Below are 26,629 nucleotides of genomic sequence, written 5' to 3'. Positions count from 1 at the left end.
TTGTCCAGCCGATCGGCGAAGCCCAGCCACATCATCGTGCGTTCGTGACCCAGTGACCCGTTGGCCACCCGCCAGCCCTGATTCAGTGGGCCGACCAGGTTCTCGGCGGGCACTCGCACATCGGTGAAGAACACCTCGTTGAAGTCCAGGTCATCCTGACCGCAGATCGACGGGAACGGCCGGCGCACCACGCCGGGCCTATCGGTCGGGATCAGCAGCACGCTAATCCCCTTGTGCTTCGGCGCATCTGGATCGGTCCGCACAAACGTCAGCAGCACGTCGGCGTCGTGTGCGCCTGATGTCCAGACCTTCTGGCCGTTGACCACAAAGTCATCGCCGTCACGAGCCGCCTTCGTGCGCAGCGACGCCAGGTCCGAACCGGCACTGGGCTCACTCATCCCTAATGAGGCGGTGATCTCGGCCCGCAAAATCGGCACCGCCCAGCGTTGCTTTTGCTCATCACTACCGAAGGAAATCAGCGACGCCGCAATAATATTCACGCCCTGCGGGTTGAAGCTGTGGTAGATCCGTCGCCGACACAGCTCGTCCAGATAGACGTATTGCTGCAACACCGTGGCGTTGCGGCCGCCGAACTCCGGCGGCTGTGTGGGCAGCAGCCAGCCGTTGTCAAACAGCAATCGCTGCCAGCGGCGCGCCCAAGCCGGCATGTGCGACACCGACTTCGGTCGCTCCAACGCCTCGGCCGCGGCCGCGGGCACATGCTCGTCAAGGAAGGCGACGAACTCGGCGCGGAACGCCTCGACATCTGGATCAAACGTGAGCTGCACGGTACTCCTCGGTGATCATCGCGCGGTGCTCGGCAGCGCCGCCGAGCAGGAGCTCGCCGGCCTTGGCCCGCTTCAGCGCGAATTGCAGGTCGTTCTCCCAGGTGAAGCCCATCGCGCCGAACAGTTGCAGGCCGTGGCGAAACACCACCGATTGGCACTCGCCCGCAGCCGCTTTAGCCATGGCGGCCGCCAGCCGGCGGCGCGGATCGTCCGCGGCAATCGTCAACGCCGAAAAGTAAGCCAGCGCCCGGGCCCGCTCCACCGCCACGTGCATGTCAACGGCCTTGTGCTGCAACGCCTGGAACGAGCCGATCGGCACCCCGAACTGGTGGCGGCTGCGCACGTGGTCAAGCACCAGATCCAGAATGCGTTGGCAGGCACCGACCATCGTCATGGCCATCCCCATCAGGGCGATGTGACGCGCTCGCTCGACGTCAACGCTGATTCGCGCCGTGTCGGGCACCCGGACCGCGTCGAACGTCACGTCGGCGACGTGCAGCACCGGGTCGAACACCGAGCTGCGTCGCCTCGACTCCTGCCCGGCCACCTCGGCGGCGCTGACGATGAACACCGCGGCGTCGGTCACCACCGCCAACCACTCGGCACGGTCGCCGTCCAGCACATGCTTCGCGGTGCCGTCCATCACCCACGCGTCGCCATCGCGGTGCGCGGTCACCCCGGTGTAGACGGCTGTTCCGGACGCCTGTGGGTCGAACCGATCGGCGGCCAACGGCGCGTACTGGCTCATCGTGGCCAAGAACGGCGTGGGATCGGTGGCGCGGCCCAGCTCTTCGAGCACGATGGCCAGCTCGACGGCGTTCGCCGGATCGCTCATCTCGGTCCAGCCGTGTTCCACGTAGGCGTTCCAGATCGGGGTTGGGTCCACGCCGTCTTCGGCCACGCCTCGGACCAGCGCCGGCGGGCACTGCTTGGCTACGGCATCGCGCACCGTTTCCTGCCAAAGCCGCTGATCGGCGTCGAATTCCAGCAGCATCCGGCCAGCTCCTTAGATCAGTTAACGTGCTTCGAGAATAGTATTCTCTTAATAGCACAGTGACAATCTCGCTGGGGCTGCGAGCGGATCTGCCTGGCCGCTAGTCGGGGCGCTGAGCCCAATACCGGCACCGTTCGATCAGTACCTCGGCCAGCCACCGGGGCTCGCTGTACATGAGGTCATGGCAGGTGTCGATGCAGATCAAGGTGTCGACGCCGCCGAGCGCCTCGATGCAACCGTGCTGCTGTCGCAATGACAGGGCACGGTCCCGCAAGGTCATGATCCAGGTCCTGGGCACCTCGTCGGGTAAGCCGCGGCGATCTACGGCCTCGACGATCACTCGTGGCGACTCCGCATAGATCCGCGCCAACGCGAAGGCGCGCTGGTCTCGGGGCATCCCATTGAAGAACGCGAATCGTGCTGCGGCAGTAGGTATTGCGAACGGCACGTTGACCCGCGCTCCCACGCGCGCCAGCGGGGCCAGTGGCCCTCTCAGCACGTCCACCACCGATAATCCCTGGGGCGGAACGAATGCCGCCGCCATGATCAGCTCGCGCACTCGGGACGGGCCGAGCCTGGTCACCACACCGGGAACGGTGAGCCCCGCCATCGAGTGTCCGACGACGATGACATCGCGGAAGCCCGCCTCTTCGACGTCGGCGACCACCGAGTCGACCCAAGCCGTCAGGGTGATCGTCGCCAGATCCGCGGGCTTGCGCCCGCGGCCAGGGAGGTCGACCGCCAGGACGCGCAATTTTGGTTCCTGGCAGGCTAATTCGGCGATCGTCAGATCCCAGCAGTCGGCAGCGTGAGCACCACCGTGAACGAGGACTAGACCAGGCAGTGTCATTTGGGGACCGACTTTACGGCTCACGGGCCAGGCTTGACAGAAATATACAGCGGTGCTTACTTGTAAATTTGCGCGCTTGGCCGCCTGCGGCGCCGAAGCCGCTCATAGCCGGGCCGGGCTCGCCTCCGAGGAATCGTTGTTGTGAAGGGAGTCGAGGATTGGACCAACGAACGTATGACAAGGGGTTGGAAATGCGGTCCGCCGTCCTTGGCGAGGCGTATGTCAATAAGGCTCTGGCGGACGCGGACGACTTCACCAAGCCCCTTCAGGATCTTGTGACCGAGTATTGCTGGGGTGCGGTCTGGGGTCGCGACGGACTGGCGCTGAAGACCCGCAGCATGCTCAATTTGGCAATGATTTCGGTGCTGAACCGGCCGAATGAATTGCGCACCCACATCAAGGCGGCGCTGACGAACGGCGTCACTCGCGATGAGATTCGCGAGATCTTCCTGCAGGTTGCCATCTACGCCGGCGTGCCGGCGGCGGTCGACAGCTTTCGCATCGCCCGGGAAGCGTTCACCGAACTAGACCAGGGCTAGTCAGACGATGGACATCGGATTTATCGGCCTGGGCAACATGGGTTTTCCTATGGCGCAGCGGCTCATACAGGCGAATCATCACGTCGTCGCATTCGACACCCGCTCAGAAGCGCTTGATGACGTCGTCGCGCTCGGGGCACGGGCGGCGTCATCTCCCAAGGAGGTCGCCGACGCCACGGAGACGGTACTGGCCAGCCTGCCCTCGCCTGATGTCGCACTGAGCGTCGCAACCGGCGCCATCGGCGTGATCGAGGGCTCGCGGGTCAAGCGCTATGTCGACCTGTCGACGGTCGGCAGCCGAACGGCGTCGCAGATCCATGGCCTGCTGGCCCAACGGAACATCGTTGCGATCGACAGCCCGGTCAGCGGCGGCGTCACCGGAGCCCAAAAGGGTGCGCTCGCCGTGATGGTCTCGAGCCCTCGGAGCGAGTTCGAGATTGTGCAGCCGATACTCGAGACCCTCGGCAGAGCGTTCTACATCGGCGAGAAGCCTGGCGCTGCACAGACAATGAAGCTGGCCAACAACATCTTGGCGGCCACCGTCTTGGTCGCGACAGCAGAAGTCGTCGTCATGGGTGTCAAGTCCGGCTTGGACGCCGGTGTGATGATCGATGTGCTCAACGCAGGCTCCGGCGGGACGAGCGCGAGTCGCGACAAGTTTCCCCGTGCGATCCTTCCCCGCACGTTCGACTACGGCTTTGCCACCGGGTTGATGGTCAAAGATGTCGGGTTGTATCTCGACGAGGCGAAAGCGCTTGGCGTGTCGGTCGAAGTCGCCGAGGCCGTCGCGCGGCTGTGGGAAGTCGCGACGCGCGATCAGGGTCCCGATTCCGACTTCACGTCGGTGATCAAACCGATCGAAGAATCCGCCGGCGTCATTGTCGGCGAAGCCGTTCAGCGACTGGCGTCACCTACCCCGTCTGACGGGTAGCCATCGCGTGCGAGAATGATATTATCGCTAATGAAGAACAACGCTTACACACGCTACCCGCAATTGTGACCGCTAGCAGGTGCGATGTTAATCGAAATGCTTACCGGAACCCTGTTGATTGGCGATGAATGGGAATGTTAGATTGCCTATCGTATGGTCAGCAGGCCCGGCAGGATCGTCGGAGCTGTGAAGGGTGGTTTAGGTGATAGAACACCCGGACGGGACGCGCACGCCGCTGATCGATGCCAGCGTGCACATCTTCTTCTCGTCCAATAAAGAGCTGCGCTCGGTTTTGCGCGAGCCGTTCAAGAGTCGCGGTTTCCCCGACTACGAGATGGACTGGTATGGGGCGCCCGGCGGTGAGTACGCGCCGAACACCGAGGGACCGGACCGTCAATACCCGGGCTCGGATCCGGAATTCGTTGGCAACGAACTGTTTACGAAGCGCGGGGTGGACGTGGCGGTCCTGCACCCGATGGGGCGCGGCATCATGCCGGATCGGCACCTGGGCAGCGCCCTGCACGCGGCGCACAACGAGATGATGGTGTCGAAGTGGCTGGAGTCTGCCCATTTCGGTGACAGGTTCCGCGGCACCATCCGGGTGAACCCCGACGACATCGTCGGCGCCGTGCGCGAGATCGAGAAATGGCGCGGACACCCGCGGGTGGTTCAGATCGCCGTCCCATTGCAATCCCGCGAGCTGTACGGTAAGCCGCACTTCTGGCCGCTCTGGGAGGCCGCCGCCGACGCCAATCTCCCGGTGGCGGTGCACATCGAAACCGGCGAGGGCATCGGCTTTCCCCCGACCCCGTCCGGCAACACGCTCACCTACGAGCAGTACCTCAGCTTCATGGCGCTGAATTACCTGTACCACCTGATGAACATGATCGCCGAGGGCGTGTTCGAGCGCTGGCCCGGCCTCAAGTTCGTCTGGGCCGACGGCGCCGCGGACTTCGTGACGCCGTTCATCTGGCGCATGGACACCTTCGGCCGTCCGCACCTCGAACAGACGCCATGGGCGCCCCGGATCCCCAGCGATTACCTGCCCGGACATGTGTACTTCGTCCAGGGCAGCCTGGACGGCCCCGGCGACGTCGAGTTCGCCGGCGAGTGGTTGGGCTTCACCGGCAAAGAGGACATGGTGATGTTCGGCTCCAGCTATCCGCACTGGCAGTGCGGCGACATCCATACGCTGCCGAAGGCACTGTCGGCCGAGCAGCGCGAGAAGATTTGCTGGCGCAACGCGGCCAGCCTGTACGGAATCGACATTTCTGTCGACCTCGCGGCGGGCTAGTCGCAGAATAGAAGTCAGGGAAGGCTGAGGAGGTCGAAATGACATTGACCCACACGCAGGAACGAGTTCCCGCCAAGGAGCGCATCGCCGTCCGGTGCGTCGACTCGGATGTCCACCCGGTGCCCAAGCGCGGCGAGATCACCCCGTACATCCCCGAGCCGTGGCGCAGCAAATTCTTCCTCGACCACAAGATCGGCGAGCTGATCTACTACGACGCCCCCGACTACGCGCACGCCTTCGCGATGCGCACCGACACCTTTCCGCCGGACGGCGAGTTCCCGGGCAGCGACCCGGACATGGCGTTCCGCCAGCTGATCATGGAGGCTGGCTCGGACATCGCGATTCTGGAGCCCGCCGGCCGCACGCCGCGTCTAACCGAAGCCAACCAGGCATATTCGAGCGCGCTCAACGATTGGCAGAACAATCACTGGCTGGACAGCCACAACAACTGGCACCAGCGTTGGCGCGGGTCGATCTGCGTTGCCATCGAGGACCCCGAAGGCGCCGTCGAACAGATCGAGAAGTGGGCGGGGCACCCTTATATGGCCCAGATTCTGATCAAAGCCGAGCCGAGACCGTCATGGGGCCACCCGAAGTACGACCCCATCTGGGCGGCCGCCACCAAGCACGACATCACCGTCAGCTGCCACCTCTCGCGCGGCACCTACGAGTTGCTGCCGACGCCGCCGGTGGGCTTCCCCAGCTACAACCACGACTTCATGGTGACCTACTCGCTGCTGGCGGCGAACCAGGTGATGAGCCTGATCTTCGACGGCGTCTTCGACCGCTTCCCGACGTTGCGGATCGTCTTCGTTGAGCACGCCTTCAGCTGGATCCTGCCGCTCATGTGGCGGATGGACTCGATCTACGAGGCGCGCAAGTCACGGGTGGAGATCAAGCGCAAGCCGTCCGATTACGTCAAGGACCACATCAAGTTCACCACCCAGCCGCTGGACTACCCCGAAGACAAGACGGAGTTGACCCGCGCGATGGAGTGGATGGAGTGCGACAAGATCCTGCTGTACTCGTCCGACTACCCGCACTGGACGTTCGATGACCCTCGCTGGGTGGTCAAGCATCTGCCCAAGACCGCGCGCGAAGCGATCATGTACAAGAACGGCATCGCGACCTATCACCTTCCGGAGACGGTTCCCGTCCTCGAGGGTCAAGTCCGGGTGCTCTGAGTTGAGCTCTGAAGAGAGCGGGGCAGCCACCGAGCGGCCCCAGCCTCGCCTCGCACAGGGCCGCGAGCACATCGTTGCGACCGTCGACGAGATTCCCCCGGGCAAGCACAAGCTGGTGCCGATCGGGCGGCACGGTGTGGGTGTGTACAACGTCAACGGAACCTTCTACGCCATCGCGAATTACTGTCCGCACCAGGGCGGCCCGCTGTGCTCGGGGCGGCCCCGCGGCCGCACCATCGTGGACGAGACGGCCGCGGGCGACGCGGTCATGGTGCGGGACCTGGAGTACATCTACTGCCCATGGCATCAATGGGGTTTCGAGCTGGCGACCGGCACGACCGCGGTCAAGCCCGAGTGGAGCATCCGCACCTACCCGGTGCGCGTCGTCGGCAACGACGTTCTGGTGATGGCCTAACCCAACAGGAGAATTGCGTGGCGTCTATCGACGTGAATGGTGGCAACGTCGTCTACGAAATCCTCGGCGATTCCGGCGATCTCATTGCCCTGACGCCGGGCGGGCGGTTCAGTAAGGAAATTGAGGGCCTGCGTCCGCTGGCCGATGCCCTGGCCGCCGGCGGCTACCGGGTGCTGCTGTGGGACCGGCCCAACTGCGGCGCGTCAGACGTGCAGTTCTACGGACAGAGCGAATCCCACATGCGCGCCGAGACGCTGCACAAGCTGGTCAACGGGTTGGGCTTCGAGCACTGCATCCTCGCCGGAGGCTCCGGTGGGGCAAGGGATTCGATGATCACGACGATGCTCTACCCCGAAATGGTCACCAAGCTCGTGGTGTGGAACATCGTCGGCGGCATCTACGGCACCTTCGTGCTCGGTTCCTTCTACATCATCCCCAGCATTCTCGCGGTGCGGGGCACCGGAATGGCCGGCGTGGTGAAGGTGCAGGAATGGCGCGACCGCATCGACGAAAACCCGGCCAACAAGCAACGGTTCCTCGACTTCGACTCCAACGAGTTCCTCAAGGTCATGCTGCGCTGGCTCAACGCATTCGTTTCCAAACCGGGACAGACGATTCCGGGCGTCGAGGACGAAATGTTCGACCGCATAAAGGTTCCCACGTTGATCATTCGCGGCGGCGAGAACGACATGGACCACCCCAAACGGACCTCGCTGGAAGTCAGTTGTCTGATCAAGGGATCGAAGTTGATCGACCCGCCTTGGCCGGAGGATGCGTGGGAGCGTGCGTCCGAAGAACGCGCCGCGGGCAAGGTGAAGCACTTCAACATGTTCGACACCTGGGTGCAAGCGGCACCCGCGATCCTGGAATTCCTAGGCTCGTAATGCATTTACCGCGTGTGAATGTGGACCTCGCAGTTGAGCGAGGCCTCCAGGGCTGTGTGGACCCGACTCTCGGGGATGCGGTCCAGGTCTTCCTCCCGCAGCGTCACGTGGACGATGTCATAGCCGTCGTCGCCCGGTGCCCGGATGATGTCGCCGGTGAGCCCGAACCCCGCCAACACACCGTGCACGTCGTCGTCGGTTCCCCTGCTGACAAAGGTCACCACACCGGGCAACGCCGTGCCGCCAAAGGCCTTGACGCACATCTCGATTGCCGTGCGCTTGGCCGTGTCGGCGTCTTCGGCAGCGATGAGCAATTCCACCTCTCGGCGACTGGTCGGCATCGACGTGAGCTCGCAGGCCACTATGTCGACGCCCGCCTCGCCGACGAGCCCAAGGAGGACCACCATGCCCTCTCGTAGCCGCGCATGCGTGAATCGTCCCTCGGGGTCGACGTTGACGCGCACCACGGCAGTCCGCATGCGCGCAAGCGTAACTGCCGGGATGGCGAGCTAGTTCATGAACACCAGCCAGATAACCACCCAGGCCGAACCGATCACCGTGGCGACCGCCCCAGGCTGCCCGGCCAGGCTGCTGGGCGAGCAGCCCCAGACCCGCGAGGACCTCGCGGCCTACCGTGCACGGGGCGGCTATCGGCCACTGACCGACGCCGACAAACTGCTGAGCGAGGTCGAGTCCAGCGGGCTGGTCGGTCGCGGCGGCGCGGCCTTCCCGCTCGCGGTGAAGTTGCGCGCGGTTCGCGATAACGGCAAAAGCGCGGGCGGCACCGTCGCCGTCGCCAACGGCGAAGAGGGAGAACCGGCTTCGATCAAGGACCGCTGGCTGCTGCGCAACCGCCCGCACCTGGTTCTGGACGGGCTGCGGCTCGCCGCCGCGATCGTGGCCGCCGACGGCGCCTACGTCTACGTGTCCGACCCCGAATCGGCCCGCAGCGTCCAAGCGGCGCTCGCAGAGCTCGGCCCCGAGCTGCACGGCATCACGGTCGAACTGGTGACGGTGCAGCCCGGGTACGTGGCCGGCGAGGAGACCGCCGCGGTCCGGGCGATCAACGGCGGCCCGGCCAAGCCGACCGACAAGCCACCGCGCCCGTTCGAAGCCGGCGTCGCCGAACGGCCCACGCTGGTCAGCAACGTCGAAACGCTGGCCAACCTGCCCTTGCTGCTAAGCGACGGCGCGGCTGCATTCCGCTCCCAGGGCACCCCGGTGTCGCCGGGCACGTTTCTGGCCACCATCACCGGAGCGGGACGACCACCAGTGCTCTACGAACTGCCGCACGGCCTACCGTTCACCGAAATGCTTGCCCTGCACGGAGTTTCACCGGACCGAGTGCGAGGCGCGCTTATGGGCGGGTACTTCGCGGGCCTGCTCGACCGACGAGTGCTCGAGACATCGCTGGATCACGAGACCATGCGCCGGTTCGGCAGCGGCCTGGGCTGCGGTGCGGTCTCGGTGATCACCGACGACTGCCCCGTCGCGGTGGCCGCCGCGGTGCTGGCCTACTTCGACCGTGAAAACGCCGGCCAGTGCGGATCGTGTTTCAACGGGACGGCGGCGATGGCTGCCGCCGCGGGCGCATTGCGCGACGGCGTCGCCACCGTGGAAGACGTGGAGCGGCTGCGCCGCTGGTCGGTGGTGCTGCGCGGGCGCGGTGCCTGCGCGACGCTGGACGCCGCGACGAACGTCGCGGCAAGCCTGCTCGCTCAGTTTCCCGACGAGGTCGCCCGCCATCTGGAAGGCACCTGCCGGGACTGCGGCAACCAACCGTTCCGCGCCGAGCGTCCCTACGAAGTGGAGAGGGTGACGCAGGCATGAAAATTCGCCTTGACCGCACGGTCTGCGACGGCTTTGGTATTTGCGCTAAACACGCACCCGGCTACTTCTCCCTCGACGACTGGGGATACGCGTCACTGATCGGTGACGGCACCGTCGCCGAAGCTGACGAGCACGCGGTTATGAACGCACTACTGGACTGCCCGGTGCACGCCATCACCGAGATGGGTGAGCCCCAACCCAGCATTACCCACCGAGAGTTGCGCGACGATGACGATCCTGCCGCGCACCTCAAAACCGAGGCCAACGAAGCGGAGTGGGGTTTTACGCGTTGACGCAGAACACCGGACGCCCGCTGCCCCTGATCACCGACGAGAACGAATTCTTCTGGCACTCAGGCGCCGACGGCATACTGCGGCTGCAGGGATGCGCCGACTGCACTTCGCTCATCCATCCGCCCGCGCCGATCTGTCGGTACTGCCGCTCGCACCATCTGGAGGTGCGGGCGGTGTCGGGACGGGCCACGCTGGCCGGCTTCACCATCAATCACCGGTTCAGCCTGCCTGGCTTACCCGCGCCGTACGTCGTTGCCCAAGTCGCGATAGCAGAGGATCCGCGGGTTCGGTTGACCACCAACATCATTGAGTGCGACCCCGAGCAATTGCAGCTCGGTCAGCAAGTGGAGGTTGTCTTCGAACAGGTCGAGGACGTGTGGCTACCGTTGTTCCGGCCCACGTGCGATACCCGGCCCGCTGCGCTGCCCATCGACGAGATCGCCCCGGAGCGCTTTGGTGAATACGTCCGCCCGATGCTCACGACGGAGAAGTTCGAAGACAAGGTGGCACTGACCGGCATCGGCATGTCGGAGATCGGGCGCCGGTTGATGGTGCCGCCACTGTCGCTGACAGTGGCGGCATGCGAGGCCGCAATCGCCGATGCCGGCCTGACATTCGACGACATCGACGGCTTGTCAACCTATCCGGGCGGGGGCAACCTCGGCGGGTTCGGCGAAGGCGGGGTCACCGCGCTGGAGGCCGCGCTGGGCATCCGGCCGACCTGGCACAACGGCGGCATCGAAACCTTCGGCCCGGGTGGGTCGGTCATCGCGGCGATGCTCGCCATCGCCGGCGGGCTGGCCCGTCACGTGCTGTGCTTCCGGACGCTGTGGGAAGCCACCTTCAACGAGCAGATGAAGCAGGGCAAGATCGTTCCGTCGATGGGCCGCCGAGCCGACTGGCTGATGCCGTTCGGCGCCACCTCGGCGGCCCACACGTTGGCGCAGAACGCGCAGCGCCACTTCCATCGTTACGGGACGACGAGAGAGACGCTGGGCTGGATTGCGTTGAACCAGCGAGCCAATGCCGAACTCAATCCGTCGGCGGTCTATCGGTCTCCGTTGACGATGGACGACTACCTGAACGCACGCCCCATCACCACGCCGTTCGGGCTTTACGACTGTGACGTGCCCTGCGACGGGGCGATCGCCGTCATCGTCTCGGCTGTCGACGCCGCCCGCGACATGGCCAAGCCGCCGGTGTTGGTGGAGGCGGTGGGAACGCAAATCATCGAGCGAATCGACTGGGACCAAAGCACATTGACCCACGAGCCTCAGGTGCTCGGCCAATCCGCGCACCTGTGGACGCGTACTTCGCTGCGGCCGGAGGACGTCGACGTCGCCGAGCTGTACGACGGGTTCACCATGAACTGCCTGTCCTGGATCGAAGCGCTGGGGTTCTGCCGGATCGGTGAGGCGAAAGAATTCCTCGACGGCGGCAAGAACATCGCCCGCGACGGCCAGCTGCCACTCAACACGCACGGCGGTCAACTGTCGCATGGCCGAACGCACGGGATGGGTTTGTTGCATGAAGCGATCAGCCAGCTGCGTGGCGAGGCCGGTCAGCGACAGGTCGCCGATGCCCGCGTCGGCGTGGTCAGCAGCGGCGGCCTGACGCCCAGCGGCGTACTGCTGCTGCGGTCGGACGGATGACGGTGCGGCCGCGGGTCGTCATCGTCGATGGCGTGCCGATGTCCGCGCTGGTCGCCGAGGCGCAGGATCCGCGGGCGGTCATCGTGGCCATTCACGGCGGAGGCACCACCTCAATCTATTTCGACTGTCCGGGGCACCCGGGATCGTCCTTTCTCCGAGCGGCCGCGGCGCACGGATTTACCGCGGTGGCGCTGGATCGCCCCGGCTACGGCAGCTCGGCCCCGTATCCGGAAGCGGTGGCCCGCCCCGAACAGCGTGTCCAGCTTGCCTATTCGGCTGTCGATCGCATTCTTGGTGAACGGCCGCGCGGCGCCGGCGTGTTCTTGATGGGCCATTCCGGCGGATGCGAATTGACGATGCGGATGGCGGCCGATGAACGCGGTGGCGATCTGCTGGGCATCGAGTTGGCGGGCACCGGCCGGCATTATCACCCGGCGGCCCGCGACATGCTCAAGACGGCAACGCGGGAACGCCGCCCGTCGGGTCTGCGTGAACTGTTATGGCACCCAACGGAACTGTATCCACCCGAGGTGCTCAACGGGGCCACGGTGTATCCCGGCGCCCCGCCCTACGAGGACCTGATGGTGTCCAATTGGGGCCGCCAGGACTTCCCGGCGCTCGCACCCGCGGTGCGCGTCCCGGTGCACTTCAGCATCGCCGAGCACGAGAAGGTTTGGCAGACCGACACTTCGGCGATCGCCGAGATCGAGGCGATGTTCTCTGCCGTGCCGCAGTTTGTTGTCCATCACCAACCTCAGGCCGGGCACAACATCAGCCTCGGCCATACCGCCGCGGAGTACCACGCGACCGTTCTGGCATTCGCCGACGAATGTGTCGTCGCGCGTGAAAGTCCCGACTTGGAGGCCGGTTGATGCACGTCGGATTCATTGGCCTGGGCAGCCAGGGCGGCCCGATGGCGGGACGGATCGTCGAAGCCGGCTTCCCGACGACGCTGTGGGCGCGCCGACCGGCCTCACTCGAGCCGTACGCCGACACGGCGGCCAAGGTCGCAGGGTCACCGGCCGAACTCGCGGCCAGTAGCGATCTCGTCTGCCTCTGCGTGGTCGGTGACGCCGACGTCGAGGAGATCACCGGCGGCGCGAACGGGGTGCTGGCCGGACTCAAGCCGGGCGGCGTGATCGCCATCCACAGCACCGTCCACCCCAAGACCTGCCACGCACTGGCGAAGAAGGCTGGCGCGCAGGGTGTCTCGGTTATCGACGCGCCGGTGAGCGGAGGCGCTCCGGCGGTGGCGGAACGTCGTCTGCTGGTGATGGTCGGTGGTGACGCCGACGTAGTCGAGCGCTGCCGCCCGGTCTTCGAGACCTATGCCAACCCCGTCGTGCATCTGGGTGACCTGGGATCCGGGCAAACCACCAAGCTGCTGAACAACCTGTTGTTCACCGCCAATCTGGGAACGGCTGCCACCGCCTTAGCGCTAGGTGAGGCGCTTGGCGTCTTGCCAGACCGGCTCACCGAGGTCATCTCGCGCGGCAGTGGGAACTGCTTCGCGCTCAACGCTCTTGGCGGTGACACCGGCGGTTTGGACCGCCTGGCCGGCCTTGCCGGCACACTGCTGCAGAAGGACGTCCGCTTGGTCGCCGACCTCGCCGATGCCGCCGCCGTCCCCGGTGGGGCGGTGCTCGACGCCGCCGACGCCACCCTGACTCTGATGAAACATCGGCGGTGAGAATCGGATTCATCGGCGCGGGTCGGATGGGGCACCCCATGGTGGCCCGTTTGGTCGAGGCCGGCCATGACGTCGCGGTGCTGGGCCGTAGCGCCGAGAAACGTGCTGCCGTCGCTCAACTGGGCGCCAACGCGGTGGCCGACACGGCTGAGGTGACCGCGACCGCCGACGTGGTGGTGATCTGCGTGTTCACCGACGAGCAAGTGCGGCAGATCTGCCTGGAGGACGGCCTGCTCGCGACGATGTCGCCGGGCTCGGCGCTGGTGGTGCACACCACGGGAAGTCCCCAGACGGTGGAGACCATCGCCATGCGGGGGGCACCGCACGACGTCGACGTCGTTGATGCACCGGTCAGCGGCGGCCCGCACAACGCCGCGGCCGGTGCCCTGACGCTGTTCGTCGGCGGCGCCGAGGAAGCGGTGGCGCGCGTGCGCCCGGTGTTGGGCTGTTACGGCGATCCGGTTCTGCACGTCGGCCCGCTGGGAGCGGGTCAGAAGGTGAAGCTGGTCAACAACGCGTTGTTTGCGGCGCAGCTCGGATTGCTCTCCGGGTCGATCGAACTGGGTGCGCGACTCGGCGTGCCGGAGTCGACGCTGCTCAACGCGCTTACGCATGGCAGCGCGGCGAGTCGCGTGTTGGACATCGTCACGAGGGGCGGGTCGGTCGCGTCGTTCATCGACACTGCCGGCGAATTCGTGGGCAAAGACGTTGACGTGGTCAGGAGTATCGCCGCCGAACTGGGCAGCGACCTGGGCGTGCTCGACGACGTTATCGACGCGGCCATAAGGGTGTGAGATGAGGTCTTTTCGACACGAGACGAACCGTCTACCGTTAGCGTTACAGTCGAGCATTCCGTCGTAAAGGTGTGAGCCGCTCACTGGGCGGCGAGGAGGGTGCAATGACCAAGCCAAAGGTCGTCTTTGATCCGTTCTCCGAGGAGTACTTCACAAACCCGTTCGACATTTATCGACGAATGCGCGAGGACGCCCCGCTCTACTACGACGAGAAAGAGGACTTCTACGCGCTGACCCGCCACGAGGACGTGGCTGCCGCGCTCAAGGACTTCGAGACTTTCTCGTCCTCGCGCGGCTGCGACCTGGCGATGGTGCGCAAGGGCATATCCCCCGAGCAGCGGTCCATCATCTTCATGGACCCCCCGGAGCACCGCCACATGCGCAGCCTGCTCAATAAGGCCTTCACGCCGCGGGCCGTTCAATCGCAGCACGACACAGTCGTTGAGGTCGTCGACAAATACCTGAGCGCGGCCGATCCGGACGAGTTCGACGTCGTGCAGGACTTCTCCGGGCCGTTCCCCGTTGAAGTCATCACCACGATGGCCGGAGTGCCGGAGGAATACCGCCAGCAGGTACGGCACTGGATTGACACCAGCCTGCACCGGGAGCCGGGCCAAATCGAAATCAGCGAAGCCGGCATGCAGGCCAACATCGACACCGCGATGTATTACTTCGGGCTGGTGCAGCAACGGCGCGAAAACCCGCAGGACGACATGCTCAGCAAGCTGATCGCCGCCGAAATCCCCGGCGAGGATGGTCAGACTCGCAAGCTCGACGATATTGAAATATGTGGTTTTGCCACGCTTCTGGGCGGGGCCGGCGCCGAGACCGTCACCAAGTTGATCGGCAGCGCGGCCGTGCTCTTCGCCCGCAACCCAGACCAGTGGGAGAAGCTGCAAGAAGACCGCAGCAAGATCCCCGGCGCCGTCGAAGAGTTGCTGCGGTACGAGGGACCGGTTCAGTACAACGTCCGCTGGACCTTGAAAGAGGCAAACACCAGCGGTGGCACGATTCCCGCCGGTAAGCCGGTGTTCTTGATGAAGGCCGCCGCGAACCGCGACCCGGATGCCTTCACCGACGCCGACACCTTCGACATCGAGCGCGACCAGACCGAGGCACAGCACCTCGGCCTGGGCTACGGAATTCACAGTTGCCTGGGCGCGGCGTTGGCCCGGATGGAAAGCAGGATCGCACTGGAGAAGCTGCTCGACTTCATGCCCCGCTACGAGGTCAACTGGGAGGGCTGCAAACGGGTCACCATGCAGAACGTCGCGGGCTGGCTGAACGTACCGGTGAAAGTATTGCGATGAGGTGGACTGAGTGACGAAGAAGATCGAAGTCGACTGGGGTCTCTGCGAAAGCAACGGGGTCTGCATGGGGATCATCCCCGAGGTGTTTCAGCTCGAGGACGACGACACGCTGACCGTGCTGCAGGAAGAAGTCACGCCGGAAAACGAAGCGCAAGTGCGCGATGCGGTCCGGCAATGCCCGCGGCAGGCCATTTCGATCACCGAATAGCGGTTGTCAACGCCGCGTGGCGTCCGTAACGGTAGCCATTTTTCAAGAGCTCACCCTGCTCCAAAGGCAGTAGCCCTTCACCGTTATCGAGAAGAGATTAGGTAGCACCCGAAACGAGAGCTGTTGCCCTGGCGCCCCGGCCTCTACTCGGGGCGAGCTTACAACTCCCGCACTAACCACGGCGATCTGTTCCGCGATGCACTGGCTGTCGGGGTCTCGTGGGAGGGCGATCCAGTCGCCTGATCGTAGGTTGTAGTTGCGAGTTCCCTCGCCGCGCAGTGTCAGTTGGGGTCCATAGGTCAGCCATCGGTCACTGCTCGGGTAATCGGAGGTGACGATTTTCCATTGGTAGCTGTGGTTTGGCTCCTGCAGGCACGCCAGGTTTATTTTCTGCTCCGGAAGCCAGGTCATCGCGTTGGCGAGATCCGGCGAACAGGCGGTGTCTGGTTGCGGTACAACGGGATCCGCATACGCTGCTGTCGGCGCGGAAAGCACTGCGAGGGCTTCTGCCAGCGTCGTCAGCACTATCGCCACGGTCTTTTTGATAATCGGCTTAGCCTTCGTTGAGCCAATCTTCGGTCGTTTCGGCCCGTAACCGATGACAATCCGAGGGCCGGGGACTAGGGCAACGTAGTGTGCATCAACATTACGCTGTACGCCGACCACAGCGAGAGGTTGAAGTAGAGGTCGTGGCCGGTCGACCAGGGGTGGAGGAACGGTGCGTAAATGCCGCCAGGAAGTTGTGTTGACGTCACCAGGGTCTGCGATACGCTCCACGGTCCTTGTGGATTGTCCGCTGTTCGCATCACGACGTTGTTCGAGCCGTCGGTGTAGAGCGCCACGTACTTGTTGAGGTAATCGTTGTATTGAACTGACATCTCGCTCACGGGAGCCGAAATAACCGGCGTGGCGGCCCAGGGGCTGTTTGCGACCCACGATCCTGTCCCAAAGAAATTCCACCACGGATTGCTCCAGTATTCGTACTGACTGAGGTCCAGCACTGCGTTCTCGGGGACGCGTGACACATATGCCGAACCGGAGCGTCCCGACGGGGTGCCGAATGAGTACACGTAACCGTCGCGTCGGACGAACGCGCCCTGTTGAAAATTCTGGTTGCCCCAGTTAAACCAGACGCTGGGCACGCTGAAATAAAAGCTAGGCCGGACGGTTCCACGGTTGGCGGTCCAAGTTTCGCCGTTGTCGGTGGAAGTCGCGATTGCCGAGAAGTTCGTGGTCCATTGGCCAGGATTGCCCCACTGCTGGACCGACATGAAATTGACGTATTGTATTGTCCCGACTGAGATCCCGGCGGTGGGAATGATGGTCACTTCGGTTGGGGCGAGATTGAGACTGGCGATGATCTGCCTCGAAAAGTTCGATCCGGGTGGAGTCGCGGACAGGACTGGCGAGCCGGCGTAGACGTTGCCGAACGCGGGATCCGGCACCGATATTCCGTCCGACAGATTGCGGTCCGCGCTACGAAACAAGGTATTGCTCCGCCACTGTTGGCCAGAGACGCTGCAATCGCCGAACGTGTCGCCGAATGCGATCAGCACCTGGTCGTTCGCGCCGGTTTGGCCGTTGTCCCACATAATCCCGAGGTCGGCACCCGAGATGGCGAAGCGTGTGTATGTGTTGTTTGGGCTGTTGGGTCCATCCACCCAGTTGACGATCGTTGTCGTCGGGGCCGCGATAGCCGCAGCTGCGTTTGGACCCGGACTGATCGGACTCGCGGGGTTCGGCACCTGTTGGGCCGCTGGGGGACCGGGAGGCCCTGGCACGGGCCACGGCAGCACCGCGCCTTCTTGTTGCATCGGCGCGGAGTTCAGCGCGCCCGCTGCTGTCGGGTCTAAGGCCGGGGCGAGCGGACCCAGCCCGAACGGCACCGCCTGGTTCTGTGCGCCGCGGGGCATGCGCCCTGTCGGCACGTGTGCTACCGGCGGCCTCGCTGCCCCCGGCAGTGGCTGAACGCCGTTGGGTGCTGCCGCGGAAGCCGTTTGCGAGCAGGGTGCGGCGGCCGCTGAAGGGGCCACGACTACCGGAGCGACGAGTCCAATGGCGGCCACCGACGCCACCGATATCGGCGCGAGTCGGGGAAATACCCACACGTCAAACCTCCGATGGGTTCCTGGATTTCCCATAGGTCGTCAACAGCGGACGCGCACGGGTCCGAATCTGTGACGATAGTGACTACAGTGGGAATTGATGCCAGTGATACGCCGGATTGGTATCCGGTTGTGACCGTGTCGCAACCGCCGACCGCTGGCAGCCAGGTTCGTTCGCGCGACGAAGCGCCGCCAGTTTAGTTGCGGCTCAGCTGAATCCGGAGATGATCACCGCATTGCAGTCGGCGGCGGCGTGGCGCAGTTTTGCCGCCTTCTGGTAGGCCTCGGACTCGTACCAGGCGCGGGCCGCATCCACCGACTCGAATTCCAGCACGACGGTCTGGTCGCCATGCCAGCCGCCTTCGACGACCTTGGGTGCGGTGTCCACAGCGAGAACGTTGACACCAGCCATTGCCGCTCCGGCGGCCCGGCCGTAATCCTTCATGCCTTCCGGATCCTTGATGGCCTCCGTCAGGATGACATATCCCTTAGGCATAGAGCCTCCTCTGGTCAGCGTTCGGCGATGGCCTGTTCGGGGCAGCAATCGATGGCCTCGCGGGTGGCCGCCTCGAATTCCGTTGGCACATCGGAATCGATCGCCTCGGCGTAGCCATCGTCGGTCAGGTTGAACACGTCCTCACACAGCGTGACACACACGCCGTGTCCGCGACAGCGCTGGTCGTCAACCCAGACTTTCATGCCGGCGTGAACTCCAGGTGCAGCTCGGTCAGGCCACGCAGGATGTAGGTCGGAACATATTGGTAGCGACGATCATTCGCCGGTCCGTGAACCCGCTCGTTGATCCGGATGTCGGACGTGCGGTCCAGCAGCCGCTCGATGGCCACCCGCGTTTCGGCCCGCGCCAGCGGCGCGCCGGGGCAGCTGTGAATGCCTCGACCAAACGAGATGTGCTGGCGGGCATTCTTTCTGGCCGGATCGAAGGTGGTCGGGTCTTCGAACCGGCGCGGATCGCGGTTGGCCGCGGCCTGCACGACCATCACCGTTGTGCCAGCTGGCAAGTCGACTCCGCCGATGTTGACCGGCCTGCGGTTCATCCGGAAGTCTCCCTTGACCGGGCTCTCGATGCGAAGCGACTCTTCGATGAAGTTGGGAATCAGGCTGCGGTCCTTGCGCAACTGCGCCTGGATGTCGGGACGCTCGCCTAGCGTCTGCAACGCCGCGCCTAACAGTCGCACGGTAGTTTCCTGACCCGCCGAGAAGACGTTGCTCGCGACGCGGGCGACATCCTCGACATCAGGAGTCGAGCCGTCGGGGTAGGTGGCGGTCGCGAGGCCGGTCAGCACGTCGTCGCGGGGCTCACGGCGGCGGTCCCGGACATAGTCGGAGAAAAGACCGTAGAGGAATTCCAGCGGGCTGTGCGCCAGCGATTCCTTGCCGGTGCCGCCGACGCCGCCACCCGAGTGCTCGCGGATGCCTTTGACGAACTTGTCGCGATCCTCCACGGGCACGCCCAGCAGGTCAGCGATAACCAGCAACGTGAACGGGCTCGCGAAGCCCTTGATGAACTCGCCGTGCCCTGGCGCCAGGAACGCGTCAAGCGCCTCGTCGGCGAGCACCCACATGGCGTCCTCGTTCTCCTTGAGGCGCTTCGGGGTGATCAGCCGCATCAGCAGGGAGCGGTGGTTGGTGTGGGTGGGTGGATCAAGCGTGGGCAGCTGGTCGCTGAACGGAAGCTCGTCACGGTGTTGCTCGATCAGTTCGGTGATGTCGTCACCCTCGATCGGCACCGGAAAACCGGGAAACGGTCCGGTCACCGAGATGCACGAGGACCACGTTTCGGCGTCATTGAGCACGGCGCAGGCCTCGTCCCAACCCGTCACCATCGTGACGTCGTGGTGGTTTTCCCGGGTCACCGGGCACTGCTGCCGGAGCGCCTCGTAGTAGGGGTATGGGTCCGCGATGAGCTCGCTGCCGCGGAAGAAGTCCAGCTCGGTGAAGTCATTCACCATCTCGCACCGTTCCAATCTCGACCTGTGAGAATGCGCCTCTCAGAGATGAGTATTAGATTTCCACAGAGCATGCCGCGACGTCAACGCAGCATGGGAGGACTGCGGGTTAGCCAGCGGGAATGAGGTCGGCCTCGACAGCTGCGAAGGCCATTACCCTGCTGCGGAACGTCTCGACCGGCCCGATCGATTCCAGCGGCATCGCTGCGGCCGCCAGAGCCTGCGACTTGAACGCCTGGGCTGCGGCGCTGAGCCGATGCTGGACCAGGCCGACGCTGCCTTCCAGCTCGGCCGGCCACGTCTCGCCCCACAAGGTGACTTCGGTGGCACCCTGGTCGAGCGCCTGCACGACGCCCTGCCGTACGCGGGAATCGCAGCCGAAAAGGTCAGCCGCAGCCGCCAAGGTCTGCGGAGCCGGCCGGTGCCCCACCGTCGCCAGTGCGTATTCCAGATCGACGATCTGAGCGCCAAGGATCTGCAGCGGACGTTCGTCGGGATGGTCGACGAGCAAGACGGTGACGTCCCAGCCGGCCATCGCCCGGTCGAACAGCCAACCGCCGGCGAACTTCACCACATCGGCGACGTCCGCGGCGACCACGTCGAGCCGGTATCTCATACCTGCCTCGGTGGTGCCATGTCCCGAGCCAACGATTCCGCGTATTCCTTGAAGACCTCGGTCAGTGGTATCGAGGAATTGATCAACCATGTGGTCTCCATTCCGGTGATGAAGGCAAGGATCTGCACTGCTTTGACGGTCACATCCATATCCATGCGATACCGGCCGGCCCGCTGACCTCGCCGGATGAGCTCGGTGATGATGTCGACCGCTCCCTGGTATCTGGCGGCGAGGCGGTCGTGCAGCGGTGCGTCAGGGTCGACGTTCTCCGCCAGCAGCACGGTGAACGTGCCCACCAGTTCGGGCGACCGATAGAACCGATCGGCGACCGCGGCGATCTCTGCGATCAGATCGCCGGCCCGGTCCGCGTGCGCGTCGTCATCGGCGTCGCGGACGTCGAGCACGGCGTGTAAAAGCTGTTCCTTGGATTCGAAGTGATGCAGCAGGCCGGCGGGGCTGACACCGGCTTCGCCGGCGATCTGGGCCAGCGTCGTATTGCGCCACCCGTTGCGGGTCAGCAGTCGCTGCGCGACGGCCAGGATCCGCTGTTTGCGGTCCTCACCCTTGGCGCGCAGCGAGCCGTACGGCCGTGTCTCGGGCACCGGACTCCTTCGTCCAACCAACCAACTGAACACACAGTAGGTTGGTTAGGCGACTGTGACAAGGGTCGCATTCCGACGATTTTCTTCGGCGGCGTCACAAACCCAGCGACTTGGCGATGATCACCTTCAACACCATCCTGGGCGTTAGTACCCGAAAACTGTGTTGGCTATTCGGTAAAACCTTCGTCTGACTGTTGGCCGCGTTGATCGCCGGAAGATGCCCGAAATTCTGCTGCGGACGATCTGCGGACGGTCGTCACAGCGCGGACAGCATGGCGGCGGGGACCTCGCAATCGTCGACCGCTGGTAGCCGCACGATCAAATCCAGTGCGGCGGCCTCGGGGTCGGCGGAGGCATCGGGGACGGCGTAGGTGGTCATGGCGGTTGAGGTTATATGACCGAAACCGCAACGGCCAGAGGAACTTTGAATGCCGAAGCGATACCTACGTGGCGTAGCCATGACTACACATTTCGGCCCGATCAGGTGGGCAAAATTTCCCACCTGAGTCGGTGAGTCAAGACTCAGGTAAGGGCTAGCTGCTTTTCGATTTCTGCGGTTGACGCCTCGCCGAATAGAGGTGGCCGGTAATTGCGAAGGACGGCGAGCCGCCGCCCACGCCGACCCCCACGCATCATTTCAGCTTGATGCAGCCAGGTCGCCACCAAACCCTGACATCGGTTGCTAATGAGGCGAATTGCCAAGGCGGCTAGCGTTTGTCCCGATCACCGCGCGACGAGTTCTAAGCGCCGGGCGTCTTGTCGAAGATCGAGAGGATCACTACACCTTCGACGGGTCCCAGCCGGCGTCTCCGCCGTCGTCGGCGTCGCCGTCGTCGTCGGCTGCCGCTGCCGCGGCCGCGAGTAAGCGGGTGGTTCACCGGATAGGATGAGTCGCCGCCTACGGCACTGCTTGAGGGGCCTCAAATGCCTGATGATCCGCGACCGAATGTCGTTTTCATGCTGGGCGACAACATCGGGTGGGGGGCACTGAGTTGCTACGGGGGCACGGTCAAGACTCCGCGGCTGGACCGGCTGGCCGGTGAGGGGATCCGGCTAGAGAACTACAACACCGAGGCCCAGTGCACACCGACACGGGCCGCGATCCTGTCGGGGCGGATGCCGGTGCGCTCGGGCACTTGTCGGGTGCCGATGCCCGGGGAGGGCGGCCACTATGGCTTGTGCCCCTGGGAATACACGCTGGCTGACCTGTTCAGCGACCTGGGCTATCGCACCGCGTGCTTCGGTAAATGGCATCTCGGCGAGACTGCGGATCGCCTGCCCAACGCCCAGGGCTTCGACGAGTGGTGGGGTATCCCCAACTCCAGCGACGAGGCGTCCTACACCAACCACCCGCTGTATCCCAAGGACTTCCCGATCCCGGCGATCCTGGAAGGAGCCAAGGGGCAGCCGTGCCGAGCCGTCGAGAACTTCGACCTGACCACCCGGCCGTTCATGGACGAGTGGATCACCCAGCACTCCACGGATTTCATCGCCCGAAACGCCGCCGCGGGCACCGCGTTTTTCCTGTATGCCAGTTTCACCACGGTCCATCCGCCGCTGGCCGTGCATCCCGACTTCGAAGGCAGTTCCGGCTCGCCCGGCGTGATCCCCAACAGTCTGGTGGAGCTTGATCACCGCTCCGGGCAGATCCTTGATGCCCTGGATGCTGCGGGGGTGGCCGACAACACGATCGTGGTGTGGAGCAGCGACAACGCGGCCGGTGACACGGTCGGCCAGGCTTGTGGATCAGGTGGGCCGTGGCGTGGATCGTTCGGGCAAACATGGGAAGGGTCGGTGCGGGCACCGGCGATGGTGCGCTGGCCAAGGCGAATCCCGGGTGGGCGTGTCAGCCAGGAGATCGTTGCCGCCACCGACTGGCTGCCCACGTTGGCGGCGATGATCGACGCGGGTGAGCGGGTTCCCACCGATCGCCCCATCGACGGGATCGACGTCTCGTCACATTTGCTCGGCCAATCGGCTGCGTCGGGCCGTGATGACTTCATCCTCTATGGCACCGACGGCGAACTGCTCACCGTCAAATGGAAAACGATGAAGGTGCATTTCCGAACGGTCCTTGAGGGCGGTTCGCTGTTCGGGCCGTACGTCCGGCCGCAGCTTCCTGCGATCTATGACCTGGTGGCCGATCCGCAGGAGAAATTCGACATCATGGAGACAGCCATGAGCGACGGGTGGGCGGTTGGTGCGGCGCTGCGGCCCGTCATCGCCCTCCAAGAAAGCGCGAAACGCTTCCCGCACATCAAAACCGGCGAGGATTTCACCGGCTACGAGTAATCGGGCGAACACCCCAACACCGCTGCCGCACAACAGAACTGGCGCGCTAGCAGTCGCGTTGCGTTTTCGTCGTTTTTTGCTCGTTTCCCCCGTTTTTTTCGCGGTAGATAGATCAGCGCGTCGACCACGCTGGACACCTACGGGCACCTGTGGCCGGATGCTGACGAGTCCACCAGGGCCGCCGTCGGGGCGGCGATCCGCACCCGGATCGGAACTGCTGCGGACACACTGCGGGCGAATTGATCTCTCAGCGGTGCTGCGCCGAGGTCAGGGTTACAAACCGAGCGACTTGGCGATGATCACCTTCATCACCTCGCTAGTTCCGGCGTAGATGCGCGCCACTCGTGCGTCGGTGTACAGCCGGGCGATCGGATACTCCATCATGTAGCCGTAACCGCCGAAGAGCTGCAGGCAACGGTCGATGACGCGGGCCTGCATCTCGGTGCAGAAGAGCTTGACGCGCGCGGCGTCGGCGGCCGACAGCTCCCCCTCGACGTGCAGCGCCACTGCACGATCCAGCATCGCCTGGCCGGCCTCCACGTCCGTCGAGCACGCGGCCAGCTCGAACTTGGTGTTCTGGAACGAGGCCACCGGGGTCCCGAAGGCCTTGCGGTTCTTGGTGTAGTCGATCGCCGCGGCGATCGCCGAGCGCGCCTGCGCCACCGATCCGACCGCCACCGTCAGACGTTCCTGCGGCAGGTTGTGGCCCAGGTAGCCGAACGCCTCGCCCTCGTCGCCGAGAACATTCTCGATGGGGACACGGACGTCGACGAACGACAGTTCGGCGGTGTCTTGGACCTTGCAGCCCATCTTCTCCAGCTCGCGACCGCGGGTGAAACCCTCCATCCCGTCCTCGACAACGAGCAACGTCAGGCCCTTGCGCCGGTTGTCGGGGTCGGTGGACGTGCGGGCGACGACAATCACGAGGTCGGCCTGAATACCGCCCGTGATGAATGTCTTGGCGCCGTTGACGATCCAGTGGTCGCCGTCACGTACCGCCGTGGTGCGCATCCCCGCCAGGTCGGACCCGGTTCCCGGTTCGGTCATCGCGACCGCGGTGAGCATCGTCCCGTCGGCCAGGCCGGGGAACCAGCGCTTGCGCTGTTCTTCGTACGCGTAATGCAAGAAGTACGGCAGGATCACTTCCAGTTGGGTGCGGACCGTCGACAGCGTCACCAGCGCCCGCGCCGCCTCCTCCTGCAGCACGACGTTGTAACGGTAGTCGGGGATGCCGGCGCCGCCATACTCCTCTGGAATCGCCATCCCGAGCATCCCGAGCGCACCCATGTGCTTGAAGACGTCGCGCGGCATCCGCCCGGCCTTCTCCCACTGTGGATAGGCGGGCATACCTCCTTCTCGATGAAGTCGCGGGCCAACTCCCGAAAAGCCTCGTGATCTTCGGTGAAGAGGTCTCGGCGCATGAATTCCCCCGTCAGGCAACAAGTTCTACGAGCGTGGCGTTGGCGGTACCGCCACCTTCGCACATGGTCTGCAATCCGTAGCGAATCCCATTGTCACGCATGTGATGCGCCATCCGGGTCATCAAGATCGCGCCCGACGCTCCGAGTGGGTGACCGAGGGCAATGGCTCCGCCCAGCGGGTTGACCAGGTCCGGGTCGGCGCCGGTTTCGGCGAGCCAGGCGAGCGGCACCGGGGCGAACGCCTCGTTGACCTCGAACACGCCGACCTCCGCCAGCGAGACGCCAGCCCTGGTCAGCACCTTCTCGGTGGCAGGAATGGGACCCGTGAGCATCAGTACCGGGTCCGCCCCGGTCACCGCTCCGGCCCGGTAGCGCACCAGCGGGGTCAATCCGAGCTCGAGCGCGGCCGCCGACGTCATCACCAACAATGCCGCCGCGCCATCGGAGATCTGTGAGGAGTTGCCGGCGTGAATGACGCCGTCGTCGACGAACGCGGGCTTGAGCCCGGCCAGTTTCTCCACGGTCGTCCCCCGCCGCACGCCCTCGTCTTGGCTCACCGCGGTGTCCTCGACGAAGACGGGGACGATCTGATCGTCAAAGGCCCGGTTGTCCTGGGCCGCGGCGGCCCGTTCGTGGGACATCGCAGAGTATTCGTCGAGCCGGGTACGGGAAAATCCCCACTTCTTCGCGATCATCTCGGCTGACAGCCCTTGATTGAAGGAGAAATCGTCGTAGCGGGCAAGCACTTTGGGCCCGTACGGCATTCCGGTTGCCCTGGCCGAACCCAGCGGCACTCGGCTCATCACCTCGACACCGCCGGCCACGACGACGTCCTGCTGCCCGGACATCACTGCCTGCACCGCGAAGTCGAAGGCTTGCTGGCTGGAACCGCATGCCCGGTTGATCGTCGTGCCCGGGATGCTCTCGGGCCAGCCGGCGGCGAGCACCGCGTAGCGCCCGATATTGCTCGACTGATCCCCGACCTGCGACACGCAACCCCAGACGACGTCGTCGATAATCTCCGGGCCAATGCCGGTGCGCTGCAGCAGCTCGTTGAGCACGAGAGCCGACAGGTCGGCGGCGTGCATGGCCGATAGCCCACCGTTGCGCTTGCCGACCGGTGTCCGCACCGCTTCGACGATGACTGTTTCACGCATTTGTCTGCTCCGATCTCGATACCGCCCACCGCCCAGTAAACGACGGGTCTCGCCGCTCGGCGAAGGCGACATACGCTTCGCGTGCATCCTCAGTGGCGAAATTGACGCCCTGCGCACGGGCTTCGTTGGCCAACGCGTCACGCATGGTCCGGTCGGCACCCTCGTTGAGCAACGCCTTGGTTTGCGCCAGCGCGATCGTCGGGCCGGCGGCCAGCCGGTCGGCGATGTCGGTGACGAAATCGTCGATCTCCGGGGCGGATACCACCCAGGTCACCAGGTTCAGCGCGTGAGCCTCGGCGGCGTCGATAGTCTCGGCCAGCAGCGCCAGCCGCTTGGCCTGTTGCAGGCCAACGATTTTCGGCAGCAGCCAGGAGCCGCCCAGATCCACCGACAATCCACGCTTGGCGAAGATCTGCGAGAACGTCGACTCCGGGGTGGCGGCAACCAGATCGCAGCCCAGCGCCAGGTTCCATCCGGCGCCGACGGCCACCCCGGTCACTTTGGCGATCGTCGGCACCGACAGCTCATGCAGCGCCAGGGCCACGTCGGTCAACCGCTGCAGCTTGTACACCGGGTGGGTGTCGTCGGGACTGGCGATGTCGGCGCCGGAGCAGAACGCGCCGCCGGCGCCCGTGATCACGACCGCACGCACCCCGCGGTCGTTGCCCGCGGCGGTGAGCGCATCGGCCAATGCCATCCACAGCTCACGGTTGATCGCGTTCTTCCGCTGAGGTCGATTCAGCGTCAGCGTCCGCACACCGTTGCGGTCGCTGCACAGCAGCACGGATTCCTCGGACATCAGCGCCGCTCCTC

28 protein-coding genes and 2 pseudogenes are annotated in these 26,629 nt (G+C 64.7%); 15 read left to right on the top strand and 15 right to left on the bottom strand.

Annotation, left to right across the window (positions count from 1 at the left end):
* The 3 genes from VKI00_RS31140 to VKI00_RS31130 form a co-directional block, all read right to left on the bottom strand.
* Positions 1 to 788: acyl-CoA dehydrogenase family protein (locus VKI00_RS31140; RefSeq protein ID WP_324446835.1), on the bottom strand; the 788-nt coding region annotated here is incomplete at its 3' end.
* The gene (locus tag VKI00_RS31135) at positions 772 to 1,782 is read right to left on the bottom strand and encodes an acyl-CoA dehydrogenase family protein (RefSeq protein ID WP_324446833.1); all 1,011 of its coding nucleotides are present in this window, start codon (positions 1,780 to 1,782) and stop codon (positions 772 to 774) included. The genes VKI00_RS31135 and VKI00_RS31140, both read right to left, overlap by 17 nt.
* Positions 1,783 to 1,882: 100 nt before the next feature.
* On the bottom strand, positions 1,883 to 2,632 hold the full coding sequence (locus VKI00_RS31130; RefSeq protein WP_324446831.1) for an alpha/beta fold hydrolase: 750 nt from the start codon (positions 2,630 to 2,632) through the stop codon (positions 1,883 to 1,885).
* Between the two features lie 158 nt (positions 2,633 to 2,790).
* On the opposite strand from VKI00_RS31130, the gene VKI00_RS31125 reads away from it, so the two are divergent.
* The 6 genes from VKI00_RS31125 (at position 2,791) to VKI00_RS31100 (ending at position 7,879) form a co-directional block, all read left to right on the top strand.
* Entirely contained in the window at positions 2,791 to 3,171 is a 381-nt protein-coding gene (locus tag VKI00_RS31125) for a carboxymuconolactone decarboxylase family protein (RefSeq protein ID WP_324446829.1), read from the top strand.
* A 7-nt stretch (positions 3,172 to 3,178) separates the two neighbouring features.
* Positions 3,179 to 4,102 (top strand): NAD(P)-dependent oxidoreductase, encoded by a 924-nt coding sequence (locus VKI00_RS31120; RefSeq protein ID WP_324446827.1) that lies wholly within the window; start codon positions 3,179 to 3,181, stop codon positions 4,100 to 4,102.
* A gap of 202 nt (positions 4,103 to 4,304) precedes the next feature.
* Positions 4,305 to 5,396, top strand: a complete 1,092-nt coding sequence (locus VKI00_RS31115; RefSeq protein ID WP_324446825.1) for an amidohydrolase family protein — start codon at positions 4,305 to 4,307, stop codon at positions 5,394 to 5,396.
* A 38-nt stretch (positions 5,397 to 5,434) separates the two neighbouring features.
* Positions 5,435 to 6,580 (top strand): amidohydrolase family protein, encoded by a 1,146-nt coding sequence (locus VKI00_RS31110; protein ID WP_324446823.1) that lies wholly within the window; start codon positions 5,435 to 5,437, stop codon positions 6,578 to 6,580.
* 1 nt (position 6,581) lies between these two features.
* Positions 6,582 to 6,995, top strand: a complete 414-nt coding sequence (locus tag VKI00_RS31105; protein WP_324446821.1) for a Rieske (2Fe-2S) protein — start codon at positions 6,582 to 6,584, stop codon at positions 6,993 to 6,995.
* Between the two features lie 17 nt (positions 6,996 to 7,012).
* Positions 7,013 to 7,879, top strand: coding sequence for an alpha/beta hydrolase (locus VKI00_RS31100; RefSeq protein WP_324446819.1), 867 nt, complete (start codon positions 7,013 to 7,015; stop codon positions 7,877 to 7,879).
* A 5-nt stretch (positions 7,880 to 7,884) separates the two neighbouring features.
* Here the strand turns inward: VKI00_RS31100 and VKI00_RS31095 are convergent, their stop codons facing one another.
* Complete coding sequence (locus VKI00_RS31095; RefSeq protein WP_324446817.1) at positions 7,885 to 8,358, bottom strand: hypothetical protein; 474 nt, start codon at positions 8,356 to 8,358, stop codon at positions 7,885 to 7,887.
* Between the two features lie 37 nt (positions 8,359 to 8,395).
* On the opposite strand from VKI00_RS31095, the gene VKI00_RS31090 reads away from it, so the two are divergent.
* The 8 genes and pseudogenes from VKI00_RS31090 (at position 8,396) to VKI00_RS31055 (ending at position 15,656) form a co-directional block, all read left to right on the top strand.
* Complete coding sequence (locus VKI00_RS31090) at positions 8,396 to 9,709, top strand: NADH-ubiquinone oxidoreductase-F iron-sulfur binding region domain-containing protein (protein WP_324446815.1); 1,314 nt, start codon at positions 8,396 to 8,398, stop codon at positions 9,707 to 9,709.
* Positions 9,706 to 10,002: a ferredoxin gene (locus tag VKI00_RS31085; RefSeq protein WP_324446813.1), complete on the top strand. Its 297-nt coding sequence runs from the start codon at positions 9,706 to 9,708 to the stop codon at positions 10,000 to 10,002. Before VKI00_RS31090 ends, VKI00_RS31085 begins: the two co-directional genes overlap by 4 nt.
* Before the next feature lie 20 nt (positions 10,003 to 10,022).
* Positions 10,023 to 11,654 (top strand): thiolase C-terminal domain-containing protein, encoded by a 1,632-nt coding sequence (locus VKI00_RS31080; RefSeq protein ID WP_414687344.1) that lies wholly within the window; start codon positions 10,023 to 10,025, stop codon positions 11,652 to 11,654.
* Positions 11,651 to 12,526 carry an alpha/beta hydrolase gene (locus VKI00_RS31075; RefSeq protein ID WP_324446811.1) on the top strand — a complete coding sequence of 292 codons (876 nt, stop codon included), beginning with the start codon at positions 11,651 to 11,653 and terminating at the stop codon, positions 12,524 to 12,526. The genes VKI00_RS31080 and VKI00_RS31075 overlap by 4 nt, the downstream gene beginning before the upstream one ends.
* Complete coding sequence (locus VKI00_RS31070; RefSeq protein WP_324446809.1) at positions 12,526 to 13,344, top strand: NAD(P)-dependent oxidoreductase; 819 nt, start codon at positions 12,526 to 12,528, stop codon at positions 13,342 to 13,344. Before VKI00_RS31075 ends, VKI00_RS31070 begins: the two co-directional genes overlap by 1 nt.
* A pseudogene (locus VKI00_RS31065) lies at positions 13,320 to 14,138 on the top strand (NAD(P)-dependent oxidoreductase); the annotation flags it as partial. The gene VKI00_RS31070 and the pseudogene VKI00_RS31065, both read left to right, overlap by 25 nt.
* A 104-nt stretch (positions 14,139 to 14,242) precedes the next feature.
* On the top strand, positions 14,243 to 15,448 hold the full coding sequence (locus VKI00_RS31060; RefSeq protein ID WP_324446807.1) for a cytochrome P450: 1,206 nt from the start codon (positions 14,243 to 14,245) through the stop codon (positions 15,446 to 15,448).
* Positions 15,449 to 15,458: 10 nt separating this feature from the next.
* Positions 15,459 to 15,656, top strand: coding sequence for a ferredoxin (locus VKI00_RS31055; RefSeq protein ID WP_324446805.1), 198 nt, complete (start codon positions 15,459 to 15,461; stop codon positions 15,654 to 15,656).
* 42 nt (positions 15,657 to 15,698) lie between these two features.
* Here VKI00_RS31055 and VKI00_RS31050 read toward each other — a convergent pair whose 3' ends face one another.
* From VKI00_RS31050 to VKI00_RS31015, 8 genes are all read right to left on the bottom strand, one after another.
* Entirely contained in the window at positions 15,699 to 16,190 is a 492-nt protein-coding gene (locus VKI00_RS31050) for a hypothetical protein (RefSeq protein ID WP_324446803.1), read from the bottom strand.
* An 86-nt stretch (positions 16,191 to 16,276) separates the two neighbouring features.
* Positions 16,277 to 17,317: a DUF4185 domain-containing protein gene (locus VKI00_RS31045; protein ID WP_324446801.1), complete on the bottom strand. Its 1,041-nt coding sequence runs from the start codon at positions 17,315 to 17,317 to the stop codon at positions 16,277 to 16,279.
* Positions 17,318 to 17,969: 652 nt separating this feature from the next.
* Positions 17,970 to 18,257: a DUF1330 domain-containing protein gene (locus tag VKI00_RS31040; protein WP_324446799.1), complete on the bottom strand. Its 288-nt coding sequence runs from the start codon at positions 18,255 to 18,257 to the stop codon at positions 17,970 to 17,972.
* A 14-nt stretch (positions 18,258 to 18,271) separates the two neighbouring features.
* The gene (locus VKI00_RS31035) at positions 18,272 to 18,460 is read right to left on the bottom strand and encodes a ferredoxin (protein WP_324446797.1); all 189 of its coding nucleotides are present in this window, start codon (positions 18,458 to 18,460) and stop codon (positions 18,272 to 18,274) included.
* Positions 18,457 to 19,731, bottom strand: coding sequence for a cytochrome P450 (locus tag VKI00_RS31030; RefSeq protein WP_324446795.1), 1,275 nt, complete (start codon positions 19,729 to 19,731; stop codon positions 18,457 to 18,459). Before VKI00_RS31030 ends, VKI00_RS31035 begins: the two co-directional genes overlap by 4 nt.
* A gap of 106 nt (positions 19,732 to 19,837) precedes the next feature.
* On the bottom strand, positions 19,838 to 20,344 hold the full coding sequence (locus tag VKI00_RS31025; RefSeq protein WP_324446793.1) for a hypothetical protein: 507 nt from the start codon (positions 20,342 to 20,344) through the stop codon (positions 19,838 to 19,840).
* On the bottom strand, positions 20,341 to 20,946 hold the full coding sequence (locus VKI00_RS31020) for a helix-turn-helix domain-containing protein (RefSeq protein ID WP_324446791.1): 606 nt from the start codon (positions 20,944 to 20,946) through the stop codon (positions 20,341 to 20,343). The genes VKI00_RS31025 and VKI00_RS31020 overlap by 4 nt, the downstream gene beginning before the upstream one ends.
* Before the next feature lie 256 nt (positions 20,947 to 21,202).
* On the bottom strand, positions 21,203 to 21,325 hold the full coding sequence (locus tag VKI00_RS31015) for a hypothetical protein (protein ID WP_324446789.1): 123 nt from the start codon (positions 21,323 to 21,325) through the stop codon (positions 21,203 to 21,205).
* A gap of 545 nt (positions 21,326 to 21,870) precedes the next feature.
* On the opposite strand from VKI00_RS31015, the gene VKI00_RS31010 reads away from it, so the two are divergent.
* Positions 21,871 to 23,238: an arylsulfatase gene (locus VKI00_RS31010; protein ID WP_324446787.1), complete on the top strand. Its 1,368-nt coding sequence runs from the start codon at positions 21,871 to 21,873 to the stop codon at positions 23,236 to 23,238.
* 273 nt (positions 23,239 to 23,511) lie between these two features.
* On the opposite strand, the pseudogene VKI00_RS31005 reads toward VKI00_RS31010, so the two are convergent.
* The 3 genes and pseudogenes from VKI00_RS31005 to VKI00_RS30995 form a co-directional block, all read right to left on the bottom strand.
* A pseudogene (locus tag VKI00_RS31005) lies at positions 23,512 to 24,659 on the bottom strand (acyl-CoA dehydrogenase family protein).
* Between the two features lie 11 nt (positions 24,660 to 24,670).
* The gene (locus tag VKI00_RS31000) at positions 24,671 to 25,816 is read right to left on the bottom strand and encodes a thiolase family protein (protein ID WP_324446785.1); all 1,146 of its coding nucleotides are present in this window, start codon (positions 25,814 to 25,816) and stop codon (positions 24,671 to 24,673) included.
* Entirely contained in the window at positions 25,809 to 26,615 is an 807-nt protein-coding gene (locus VKI00_RS30995; RefSeq protein WP_324446783.1) for an enoyl-CoA hydratase/isomerase family protein, read from the bottom strand. The genes VKI00_RS31000 and VKI00_RS30995 overlap by 8 nt, the downstream gene beginning before the upstream one ends.
* Positions 26,616 to 26,629 lie beyond the last annotated feature (14 nt).

Source organism: Mycobacterium sp., assembly GCF_035314665.1.
In the GTDB taxonomy this organism is placed as follows: domain Bacteria; phylum Actinomycetota; class Actinomycetes; order Mycobacteriales; family Mycobacteriaceae; genus Mycobacterium.
This window is presented reverse-complemented; position numbering and strand designations above follow the sequence as displayed.

Coding starts and splice junctions, on each gene's coding strand:
- VKI00_RS31135 (WP_324446833.1), bottom strand. CDS start 1,782: ATGCTGCTGGAATTCGACGCCGATCAGCGGCTTTGGCAGGAAACGGTG.
- VKI00_RS31130 (WP_324446831.1), bottom strand. CDS start 2,632: ATGACACTGCCTGGTCTAGTCCTCGTTCACGGTGGTGCTCACGCTGCC.
- VKI00_RS31120 (WP_324446827.1), top strand. CDS start 3,179: ATGGACATCGGATTTATCGGCCTGGGCAACATGGGTTTTCCTATGGCG.
- VKI00_RS31110 (WP_324446823.1), top strand. CDS start 5,435: ATGACATTGACCCACACGCAGGAACGAGTTCCCGCCAAGGAGCGCATC.
- VKI00_RS31095 (WP_324446817.1), bottom strand. CDS start 8,358: ATGCGGACTGCCGTGGTGCGCGTCAACGTCGACCCCGAGGGACGATTC.
- VKI00_RS31090 (WP_324446815.1), top strand. CDS start 8,396: ATGAACACCAGCCAGATAACCACCCAGGCCGAACCGATCACCGTGGCG.
- VKI00_RS31085 (WP_324446813.1), top strand. CDS start 9,706: ATGAAAATTCGCCTTGACCGCACGGTCTGCGACGGCTTTGGTATTTGC.
- VKI00_RS31075 (WP_324446811.1), top strand. CDS start 11,651: ATGACGGTGCGGCCGCGGGTCGTCATCGTCGATGGCGTGCCGATGTCC.
- VKI00_RS31070 (WP_324446809.1), top strand. CDS start 12,526: ATGCACGTCGGATTCATTGGCCTGGGCAGCCAGGGCGGCCCGATGGCG.
- VKI00_RS31060 (WP_324446807.1), top strand. CDS start 14,243: ATGACCAAGCCAAAGGTCGTCTTTGATCCGTTCTCCGAGGAGTACTTC.
- VKI00_RS31040 (WP_324446799.1), bottom strand. CDS start 18,257: ATGCCTAAGGGATATGTCATCCTGACGGAGGCCATCAAGGATCCGGAA.
- VKI00_RS31035 (WP_324446797.1), bottom strand. CDS start 18,460: ATGAAAGTCTGGGTTGACGACCAGCGCTGTCGCGGACACGGCGTGTGT.
- VKI00_RS31030 (WP_324446795.1), bottom strand. CDS start 19,731: ATGGTGAATGACTTCACCGAGCTGGACTTCTTCCGCGGCAGCGAGCTC.
- VKI00_RS31025 (WP_324446793.1), bottom strand. CDS start 20,344: ATGAGATACCGGCTCGACGTGGTCGCCGCGGACGTCGCCGATGTGGTG.
- VKI00_RS31015 (WP_324446789.1), bottom strand. CDS start 21,325: ATGACCACCTACGCCGTCCCCGATGCCTCCGCCGACCCCGAGGCCGCC.
- VKI00_RS31010 (WP_324446787.1), top strand. CDS start 21,871: ATGCCTGATGATCCGCGACCGAATGTCGTTTTCATGCTGGGCGACAAC.
- VKI00_RS31000 (WP_324446785.1), bottom strand. CDS start 25,816: ATGCGTGAAACAGTCATCGTCGAAGCGGTGCGGACACCGGTCGGCAAG.
- VKI00_RS30995 (WP_324446783.1), bottom strand. CDS start 26,615: ATGTCCGAGGAATCCGTGCTGCTGTGCAGCGACCGCAACGGTGTGCGG.